This window comes from Rhizobium sp. SVR5-2C (genome assembly GCF_056755115.1).
Genome location: NZ_JBNDHT010000035.1, coordinates 45435 through 54845, shown reverse-complemented (window position 1 = coordinate 54845; position 9411 = coordinate 45435). Strand labels below are relative to the sequence as shown.

The window sequence follows — 9411 nt, the reverse complement described above, 5'->3', positions numbered from 1 at the left end:
TATGGCATGGCCGGAAACGCCGCCGAAGCCGCGGACGGCCGCGCCCGGAAGCTGGTGCTCGAGAACCGCCTTCTCGCGTGCCGCCAGATCATGCATGCCGGTCGAGCCCGAGAAGATGGCGGTGCTTTCCGGCGGCAGCGCCTTCGCTGGCCGAAGCAGGCGCTCGAGGCGGGCTTCGAAGTTTCCGGCATTGCGGCTCCCGCGATCGCCTTCGATGGAATCGACCGTGGCATAGATATGAGCGCCGCGCTCTTCGGCGTGCTTGCGCGATTCGAGCACGAGGAACGCACCCGCCGTTCCCAGGATCATGCCGCCGCCTTCACCGTCCTTGCGGGACCAAAGGGGAGCCCAATTGCCCTGCGCGTGGGCACCGATCGATTCCGGGAGCAGGATCATGTCCTGGCGCTCGGCGGCAAAAGCGCCGCCGACAAGCGCATGCGAGGACTCGCCGGACTTGATCCGGTAGAATGCAGTCTCGACGGCGGAGATGCCGGCCGCTTCCTCGCCCATGAAGGTACGCGAGGAGCCGGTGACCTTGTGCACGATCGAGATATTGCCGGCGAGCAGGTTGGAAAGCTGCGCCAGAAAGAGCGTCGGACGCAGTTCCGTGGTCAACTTCTCATTGAGCAGCAGCTCGCGGTCATTGCGCTTCAGGCCCTCGTCGACGATCAGCGTATCGACATTGATGTCGCGCTCGCCGCCGCCGGCCGCCACGATCATGTCCATGGTGCCGCAGGCCGCCGCATCATCCTTGAAACCTGCGTCATCGAGCGCGAGGCCGGCGGCAAAGACGCCGATCCGCTGCCAGTTTTCCATCTGCCGCTGATCGCCTCGCTTGGCGATCTGCTCTGACCAGTCGATTTCGGGCAGCGGGTGGACCGGATAAGGTTTGAACTTCTCGGCCTCGACGACCGGCTCCGGCGCGCGGCTGGCAGTCAGCAGCGCGACATGCGCCTCCGTGCCGACGCCCTGACAGGTGACAATACCAACGCCGGTAATGACGACATCATTTTGAGCCTTGCTCATCCCTTCACTCCCTGTCGAGCGATTGCATCCATAAGGCCTACTTCGCTCGCGCGCTTCTTCACGATATCGCCAAGCGGAATCTCACTGAAAGGCATGGTACGCAGCTTCAATTGCGCATCGCAGACCTTCTTGCCGCCGCTCGTGATCTTGGCCTTGGTCACGGCAAAGCCAGACCCGTCATGCTCCAGAACCGCCTCGATGTCGAGAACCGCCTCGGGCTCGACAAAGGTGCGCATCTTGGCGCCATCGACCGACATCAAGAAGGGCATCGCGGCAAAGTCTGTCGCCGCCAGCACCAGCATGCCGGATGCCTGCGCCATGGTTTCGATGAGAAGAACGCCCGGAACGAGCGGCATGCCTGGAAAATGGCCTTCAAAGACAGGGCTTTTCGCCGGCACGACCGAACGTGCCTTGAGCGTCCCCTTTTCGAGGTCAACCGTTTCTATGCGGTCAATCATCTGGAAATATTCCAGCAGCATCGGATCCTCCGGCCCGGCGGAAAAGAAACCGCCGAAGACGCCTAGTTAGGAACAAAACCGCCCGGCCGCTACGGTTCGCAGAGGCAGGGCGGAAAAAAATTCAGCGGTAGCGTTCAGGCCTTGGCGGCGCGAAGCTCGTCGATCTTGGCGCAAAGGTTCTTCAGCACGAAGTATTCTTCGGTGGAAACCTTGCCCTCGTTGACTTCCTGCGTCCACTTTTCGAGCGGGATCTTGATGCCGAATTCCTTGTCGATGGCGAAAACGATATCGAGGAAGTCGAGGCTATCGATACCGAGGTCGTCGATCGTATGGCTTTCCGGCTTGATCGTGTCGCGGTCGATCTCGCTGGTTTCGGCTATGATGTCGGCGACTTTATCGAATGTAGCGGTCACGCACTGTACCTCTTTGAATGACGGATTTATCCCCCTCATAGGCAAATCCGGTTCAAAAGCCAATGCTTTCGGACGGTCTGCTCTAAATTTTGGCGTACAGCTGTTGCCGAAACAGCAAAGCAGCAAAGCGCCGGGAGCCGCGCAGGCCGGCTTTCGGAAGCGCCATCCGCATTTTACCAGTGATGACGCGTGCCTCAGAGCAGGGCAAAGAAAATCAGAAACACAGCGATCGCCAGTACCATGCAACTCGCGTTGAATACCCCAAGAGCATCTTCGACATCTTCGACGGTAGCAATGGCGCGACCGCCGCCGTTGATCATCGGCTCCTTGACCAGGATGCCGGAATAGACACGCGGACCCGCAAGTTGAATATTCAGTGCTCCGGCCATCGCCGCTTCAGGCCGGCCGGAATTTGGCGACCGGTGAAGGCCGCCGTCGCGGATCGCAATCTTGAAGGCGTCGCGGCAGGCGCGCCCTCCGCGCCGAAGCCAGGCTCCTGCGGCGATCAGCAGAATCGAAAGACGTGCGGCAGGCCAGTTTGCGACATCATCGAGGCGCGCCGCCGCCCAGCCGAAATCCACATACTTGTCCGACTTGTGGCCGATCATGGAGTCGGCGGTATTCAACATCTTGTACATGAACAGTCCGGGCAGCCCGAGCAATGCATACCAGAGGGCCGGCGCAACGACGCCATCGGAGAAGTTTTCGGCGAGACTTTCGATCGCAGCACGACACACGCCCGCCTCATCCAGGATTTCGGGATCGCGGCCGACAATGCGCGAGACGGCTTTGCGGCCGGCGAAGATTCCCTCTCCGCGCAGGGCGTCCGCCACAGCAGACACATGGTCCGAAAGGCTCTTCTGCGCGAGCAGGATGGCGACGCAGACGACCTCGAGCAGAATACCGACAAAGCCGAGCAGGCCGAAAAACTCATGAAGCACAACACCTGCGGCGGCACTAAGCGCAAGCAAAATGGTGATGGAAACGGTGCCGTTCAGCCGCCGCTCGGCCTTCGTCAGCGTCTCGCTGTTGAATTGCCGGTCGAAATGCGAGATCGCCTTGCCGAAGATGGCGACGGGATGCGGACTCCGCGACCAGAGCCAATCGGGATCACCGACAATCCAATCCAGCAGGAGCGCCAGCAAAAGGACAAGGAGATTTTCGTCGATCATCATCCGTCGAAGCTTTCCAAAGCGGCCGCCAGTCTCTGGTCGGCGACAGGATCGGGCGAGAGGCCGAAGCGCAGCCAATCCGGCGCATAGTCAAACTTGCGGACGAGAATATGATGGCGGCAGAGGTGTGTGTGAATGTCGCCTGCACGGCCGTCTTCAACGAGTGCAAAGAGCGCAGTGCCGCCGGCGATTTTCAAACCGGACCTTTTCAGCACGTCCTGCAGCGCATCATGGCGCTCGGCGATCCTGCGGACAATCGGGCCGGTATCCGCCCGCAGCAGGGATGCGGCAAGCGATAGCGCCGGACCGGATACCGCCCAGGGGCCAAGCCAATCCTCAAAACGCTCGCGGATCCCGCCGACTGCGATGACGAAGCCAAGCCGCAGACCTGCTAGCCCGAAGAACTTTCCGAACGAACGGAAGATGACGAGATTTGAAAGCTGTGACGCCAGAGGCGCAAGGCTCCCGTCCGATTCCATATCGCCAAAGGCTTCGTCGACAACGAGATAGCCGCCCTGCCCTTTGAGCCGATTATGCAGCGCGGCCAGTTCGTCGGCTCCGTGGCTTCGGCCATCGGGATTGTTCGGATTGACGACAACGGCAAGCGCATGCCCGTCATCGATGGCGGCGATGCCATCGACCATATCCACGATGAAGCCCGCGGATTCGAACGCCTTCTGGTATTCCCCGTAGGTCGGCGAAACGATCGCCACCCGCCTGCCGGACTCGACCAGCCGCGGCAGCAGCTGAATGACCGATTGCGTGCCCGGAACAGGCAGCGGCAGGAGAGCACCGCTGCGATAGTAGTCGCGGGCAGCGAGCACAGCGGATTGCACCAGATGCTTGTCGGGCAGGCGATGCCATGATGCAGCGGGGATGGCGGGCAGCGCAACCGGACATGGGTTGATGCCGGTCGACAGATCGAGCCAGTCCTCCGGCCTTCCGCCGAAAGCGGCGGCGGCAGCAGTGATCCCGCCGCCGTGGACGATCGGAGCGCTCATGCAGGCGCTCCGGCAAGGTCGATCAGATGCATGTAGGACCCTGCGATCTGGCCGCGGCGAAGGCCAGCCTCACCGAGATCGGTCCCGAGCGCGTCGCGGACTCGGAAGAGCCGGTCGGCCTCGCCTTCCCGGACGACATTCGAAAAATGAAATTCATGGGCCGTCATCGGGTGGCCGAAGAACGACTCGTCGACCGGCTGAACGCGGCGATAACCGAGGTGGCGGCTGCGCTCCTCATAGCTCGTGACGACCGGCAGCAGGCCGAGCATTTCGTGCCGTTTGCCATCGGCGTCGATCAGCCCTTCTCCGAGCACCATGTAGCCGCCGCACTCGCCATAGATGCGCGTGCCGCGCCCTGCGGCCTCCATCATCCGTCGGCGAAAGTTCCGGGCGCCTGCGATTTCTCCGGCATGCAGCTCCGGGTAGCCGCCGGGCAGGTAGATTGCATCGGCATCGGCAGCGGGCGCCTCATCGGCAAGCGGCGAGAAGAAGGAGATCGTCGCTCCCCGCCGGCGCCAACCGAGCAGCATATGTTCGTAGGAAAAGGCAAAGGCGATATCGCGGGCGACGGCAATGTGAGTTCCGAGCGGCGGAAGCCGACGGATATTGGCGATAGAGGGGGTGTTGAGGCCCTGCCGCGCGACCCGCAGAAGAAATTCGAAATTGCAATCGACCGAGACTGCCTCGGCCGCATGCTCGATGAAGGCTTCGAGCCCCTGATGTTCGCCGGCCTGGACGAGGCCCAGATGCCGCTCCGGCAGGACCAGCGTCTTGTCGCTGCGAATGACCGCAACCACCGGCATGCGGATCGCATCCAACGCGTGGCGCAGCATCGCCTCGTGCCGATCGCTGCCTACCTTGTTGAGGATGACGCCGGCGATGCGGACATCGGCGCGAAAACCCGCAAAGCCGGTGACGAGCGGCGCGACCGAGTGCGACATCCGCGACGCGTCGACGACGAGAACGACGGAAAGGCCCATCATCGCAGCGAGGTTGGCGGGAGAGCCCGTGCCATCGGCAGCGCCGTCGAAAAGCCCCATCATCGCCTCGATGACGAGGATGCGGTCGCCGCTCCGATGCAGCGCGGCATTGGCGGAAATCAGTTCCGGCCGCATTGCCCAGGCATCGAAATTCAGGCACGGCGTTCCGCTGGCTGCCGAGTGAAATGCAGGATCGATATAATCCGGGCCGGCCTTGCCGGGGGCGATGGCGACGCCGCGGTTGCGAAGCGCTCGAAGCAGGCCGAGCGTGATCGTGGTTTTGCCAGAACCGGAAGACGGCGCGGCGATCAAGAGCCCGCTCATGCCGTCACCCTGCCTTCGGTGTCCCGGAACGGATCGGGCTCAAGCCGGCGTCCCGCCAGCGCGCCTAGCCAATCAAGCGAGGAGCGCAGCCTCACGACCTCGCCGACGACGACGACAGCGGGCGGCTCAAGGCCGGATGCGGCCACGGCCGCCGGTGCCTCGCCAAGTGTGGTCTCCAGCACCTGCTGACCGCGCGTGGCCGCATTGCAGACGAAGGCGACGGGCTCCGACGGCTTACGGCCCGCTGCAATCAGATTGGCGCTGATCTGCGCAATGTGCTTCATCGCCATATACATGACGATGACCGGCGAGCCGCGACCGATCGCTTCCCAGTTGACCGCGTCCGGCACGATGCCGGAGGAATCGTGGCCGGTCAGGAAGGTGACGGCGTGATTGACGTCGCGATGGGTGACGGGAATGCCCGCATAGGCGAGGCCGCCGATACCCGCCGTGATGCCGGGCACGATGCGGAACGGAATGTTGTGCTCGACCAGCGTCAGCGCCTCCTCGCCGCCGCGGCCGAAGACGAAAGGATCACCGCCCTTCAGCCGCAGCACACGCTTGCCGGCGCGCGCGAGCTCGACCAGGCGAAGTGAGATATCGCGCTGCTTGGCGGAAGGCTTGCCGCCCCGCTTGCCGGCATATTCGAGAACTGCGTCGGGCCGGGCGAGCTTCAGGCATTCCTCATTCACCAGCGCGTCGTGAACGATCGCATCGGCTTCTGCCATTCCCTTTGCGGCAAGCAGCGTCAGCAGCCCAGGGTCGCCCGGCCCGGCGCCCACGAGCCAGACGCTGCCCGGCTCCAGCACCGGCAGATGTAAGAATGCGTTTTCAATCATCCTGGTGGTCTATGCCCGGCGGCAGACTAGGTCAACGGCAACCGTAGAATCCGGGCGCAGGTGCGAAATGGAAGCCGACTCAATTTTCGAAGACGCTGTATCCGGATGAAAGGAAAGCGCGCCATCCCATTGATCGGATTCGACAAGAGCGGACCGGCCGGAGACCCGGCCGGTCCGCAATTCATCAAACGCGCAGCAGCGTTTCGCGAATGAGGCCGATCACCTTTTCCGACTCGATGCCGGTGCACACGATTTGGCTCGGACGGCCATCCCATTCGCCCGGCGGGAAGCGCCGGCCATCCGGCTTCAAGATCGTCTGACCATCGGCGATACCACCGCAGACGACGCGAACCGGGCCGGTCATCGTCGTGAAGAGTTCCGGCGCCACGAGGTAGACGCAGGCGCAGCTGTCATGCACCATCATGCCGTCGTCGACCGCATGCTTATAGAAGTCGATGTAATCTTGTGAGAGAGCGTCGAGCAGCCTGACGGCCTCGTCGCCGCGTGCCGCCATCTCGCCGAGATAGCCGCGGCTCATCGTGGTGACGGCGGTGACGTCGAGACCGATGACGGCCACCTTCCAGGGCGCGGTCATGACGATGTCGGCCGCTTCCGGGTCACCGTGGATATTGGCTTCGGCGACGGGCGAGACGTTGCCGTGCACATAAAAATTGCCGCCCATGATGACGACGGCCTTCACCAGCCTGGCGATCTCCGGATCTTCTCTCAGCGCCAACGCAAGGTTCGTCATGCGGCCGACGGCAACGAGTGTTACCTCGCCGGGATTGGCGCGCACGGTATCGATGATGAACCTATAGGCCGGACGCGGATCGAGCGGCAGATCGATGGTTTCCGGCACATCGATATTGCCGAGGCCATCTTCGCCGTGGACGTGGGTCGGCCAACCGATCTCCCTCCGGGACGGATCGATCGTTGCATTCGCCCCCTTGGCAACCGGTGCCGGGATATTCCATTCACGCTTCAAAAACAGCGCGTTGCGCGTCGTCGTCTCGATCGAGGCATTGCCGAAGACCGTCGTGATGCCGATCAGATCGATGTCCGGATGACGGTGCAGGAAGAGGAGCGCCATGGCGTCGTCGACGCCCGGATCGGTGTCATAAATGACCTTGTGCATGAAATTTCCTTTTAGTGCTATTTGCCAACGCGCGAGGATGGCGAGCGAAGTGGCAACACCATAACGCCCGCTATTCTTTCTGCAACAGCGTGCGGGCGATCGCTGCGGTGGCGTGTGGCGATTTTATCTTGGGTACCGCGAGCTCGGCCATCTCACCGGCGGCGGCCAATGCGGCGGACTCGGCAACGCCGTGGCACCCGACGCGGGCAAAAACGACGTCGGAAGGGTTCTTGAGCCTCGGCGTCTCCTCCTCGAGCCGTGCGGCGCTGAAAAACAGCACCGGTACGCCGAGGCGCGCAGCGGCCTCAAGAACGGCAGGCTCCTCAGCACGGCCGTCGATGGAGGCTACCGCCGCAAGATTGCCGGGCGCCAACCCAGCCAGCCGCAGGGCTTCGGCCGCGAGCGTCAGAACCTCATCGGCCGGTGTCCCGCGCTCGCAACCGAGGCCAAGCACATGGCGGTGTGAGATATCGAATTTGATCCCGGTCATCGGCCCTTGAAATAACGCGTCTATGTGTCTCCAGCCATTGCAGGCCAAGGCTGGAAATGCAACAAGGCGCAGCCCCAGTTTTCGAGTTCCCCGCCTTGCCCGATATCGCCCTTCATCTGCTTCTTCTCCTCTGCATCGCGGCGTTCTTTGCCGGTTTCGTCGATTCCATTGCAGGCGGCGGCGGGCTCATCACCGTGCCTGCGATGCTGATCGCCGGCATTCCGCCGCTGCAGACGCTTGGCACGAACAAGGTGCAATCGATGTTCGGCGCGGCCTCCGCGACACTCGCCTATGCCCAGAAAGGACATGTGAACCTGCAGGAGCAGCTTCCCATGGCAATGATGGCGGTCATGGGCGGCGCGCTCGGCGCAGCACTCGCGACCATCGTTCCGGGTGAAGTCCTGCAGGCCGTCATGCCGGTGCTGCTCGTCGCCATCGCGATCTACTTCGCCTTCAAGCCGAACCTCAGCGACAACGACACGCATCGCCGGATAACGCCTTTTGCATTCGGCCTGACGCTGGTGCCGGCAATCGGCTTTTATGACGGCGTTTTCGGCCCCGGCACCGGCTCCTTCCTGATGCTCTCCTTCGTGACGCTTGCCGGCTTCGGCATGCTCAAGGCAACCGCGCACACGAAACTTCTCAATCTCGGCTCGAATGTCGGCGCGCTGATCGTCTTCGCTTCCTTCGGCGCGACGCTCTGGAAAATTGGCCTACTGATGGGGTTCTGCCAGTTCCTCGGCGCCCAGGTAGGCTCACGGCTTGCCATGCGCATTGGCGCAAGGCTTATCAAGCCGCTGCTCGTCGTCGTCTGCATCGCCTTTGCGATCAAGCTAATCGCCGATCCGGTAAATCCGCTACGTGTCTGGCTCGGTCTCTAGTTGGACTTCTCGAACTTGATGTCGTCGATCTTCGTCAGCGTCGTCTTGGCGGAAACCCCGGGCGCATTGGCGAAGTGCCAGGCCACATATTGCTCGGCGTAAGGATCGGTGGACGACATGCCGTCGACCGGCAAGATGACATTCATGCCCTTGAGGGCCGCATAGGCGGCCGTATTCAGGACAGCACCCTCGGATGCGGTCCCCGTCACGATCACGGTCTTGATGCCCTTGCCGGCCAGTATCTTTTCGAGATCGGTATTGATGAACTTGTTGGCGCCAGACTTCACGACTGCGTCGCCATCCTTGGGGGCAAGCACAGTCGCGATATCGGCGGGCGTGGCATTTGCCGTTATACTGTAGATGATAGGCACCCCTGCCGAGCGAGCCGCTTTCATCAGCTTCTCGACCTGCGGCAGCGAGGCGAGGCAGCGCGGTTTGGTCTTGCTGTTGCACGGTCCCTTGTCGGGATTCTGCGCGCCGTTGAAATCGAGCAGCAGAAGCGCCGTGTCGGAACTGTTGACCGTCACCGACTTCAGCTCGGGTGCTGCCGGTGCCTTGACCGTGTTCCAATCATCGACGATCGTCGCATGCGCGGAAGAGAAGCCGAGAACGGCAATCAACAGCGAGCCGGCAGCCGCGACAGCCGGACCCTTCATCTTGCTCGACAACATTTTCACAGCACCCTCCGCCCG

Annotated in this window: 11 protein-coding genes; 1 reads left to right on the top strand and 10 read right to left on the bottom strand. The window is 62.4% G+C overall.

All coding sequences use genetic code 11. The annotated features are described in order from the left end of the window. The 9 genes from ACPYOI_RS12850 to ACPYOI_RS12810 all read right to left on the bottom strand — a co-directional run. Positions 1 to 1026: beta-ketoacyl-ACP synthase (locus tag ACPYOI_RS12850; RefSeq protein WP_481422919.1), on the bottom strand; the 1026-nt coding region annotated here is incomplete at its 3' end. Beyond that, positions 1023 to 1505, bottom strand: a complete 483-nt coding sequence (locus ACPYOI_RS12845; protein ID WP_481418654.1) for a 3-hydroxyacyl-ACP dehydratase FabZ family protein — start codon at positions 1503 to 1505, stop codon at positions 1023 to 1025. The genes ACPYOI_RS12850 and ACPYOI_RS12845, both read right to left, overlap by 4 nt. 113 nt (positions 1506 to 1618) lie before the next feature. Further along, a complete protein-coding gene (locus tag ACPYOI_RS12840) occupies positions 1619 to 1897 on the bottom strand; it encodes an acyl carrier protein (protein WP_007533215.1) in 279 nt (92 codons plus the stop codon). Positions 1898 to 2091: 194 nt separating this feature from the next. Beyond that, positions 2092 to 3072 carry an adenosylcobinamide-phosphate synthase CbiB gene (gene cbiB / locus ACPYOI_RS12835; RefSeq protein ID WP_481418653.1) on the bottom strand — a complete coding sequence of 327 codons (981 nt, stop codon included), beginning with the start codon at positions 3070 to 3072 and terminating at the stop codon, positions 2092 to 2094. Next, positions 3069 to 4070: a threonine-phosphate decarboxylase CobD gene (gene cobD, locus ACPYOI_RS12830; protein ID WP_481418652.1), complete on the bottom strand. Its 1002-nt coding sequence runs from the start codon at positions 4068 to 4070 to the stop codon at positions 3069 to 3071. Before cobD ends, cbiB begins: the two co-directional genes overlap by 4 nt. After that, positions 4067 to 5374 (bottom strand): cobyrinic acid a,c-diamide synthase CobB, encoded by a 1308-nt coding sequence (locus ACPYOI_RS12825; protein WP_481418651.1) that lies wholly within the window; start codon positions 5372 to 5374, stop codon positions 4067 to 4069. Before ACPYOI_RS12825 ends, cobD begins: the two co-directional genes overlap by 4 nt. Then, entirely contained in the window at positions 5371 to 6213 is an 843-nt protein-coding gene (gene cobA, locus ACPYOI_RS12820; RefSeq protein ID WP_481418650.1) for a uroporphyrinogen-III C-methyltransferase, read from the bottom strand. Before cobA ends, ACPYOI_RS12825 begins: the two co-directional genes overlap by 4 nt. A 184-nt stretch (positions 6214 to 6397) precedes the next feature. Continuing rightward, positions 6398 to 7348 (bottom strand): nucleoside hydrolase, encoded by a 951-nt coding sequence (locus tag ACPYOI_RS12815; RefSeq protein ID WP_481418649.1) that lies wholly within the window; start codon positions 7346 to 7348, stop codon positions 6398 to 6400. 70 nt (positions 7349 to 7418) lie between these two features. Continuing rightward, entirely contained in the window at positions 7419 to 7838 is a 420-nt protein-coding gene (locus ACPYOI_RS12810) for a cobalamin biosynthesis protein (RefSeq protein WP_481418648.1), read from the bottom strand. Between the two features lie 95 nt (positions 7839 to 7933). Here ACPYOI_RS12810 and ACPYOI_RS12805 point away from each other — a divergent pair, with 95 nt between their 5' ends. Continuing rightward, positions 7934 to 8719: a TSUP family transporter gene (locus tag ACPYOI_RS12805; RefSeq protein ID WP_481418647.1), complete on the top strand. Its 786-nt coding sequence runs from the start codon at positions 7934 to 7936 to the stop codon at positions 8717 to 8719. On the opposite strand, the gene ACPYOI_RS12800 is transcribed toward ACPYOI_RS12805, so the two are convergent. Beyond that, the gene (locus ACPYOI_RS12800) at positions 8716 to 9390 is read right to left on the bottom strand and encodes a cysteine hydrolase family protein (protein ID WP_481418671.1); all 675 of its coding nucleotides are present in this window, start codon (positions 9388 to 9390) and stop codon (positions 8716 to 8718) included. The two genes, ACPYOI_RS12805 and ACPYOI_RS12800, sit on opposite strands and share 4 nt — an antisense overlap. Positions 9391 to 9411: the final 21 nt, after the last annotated feature.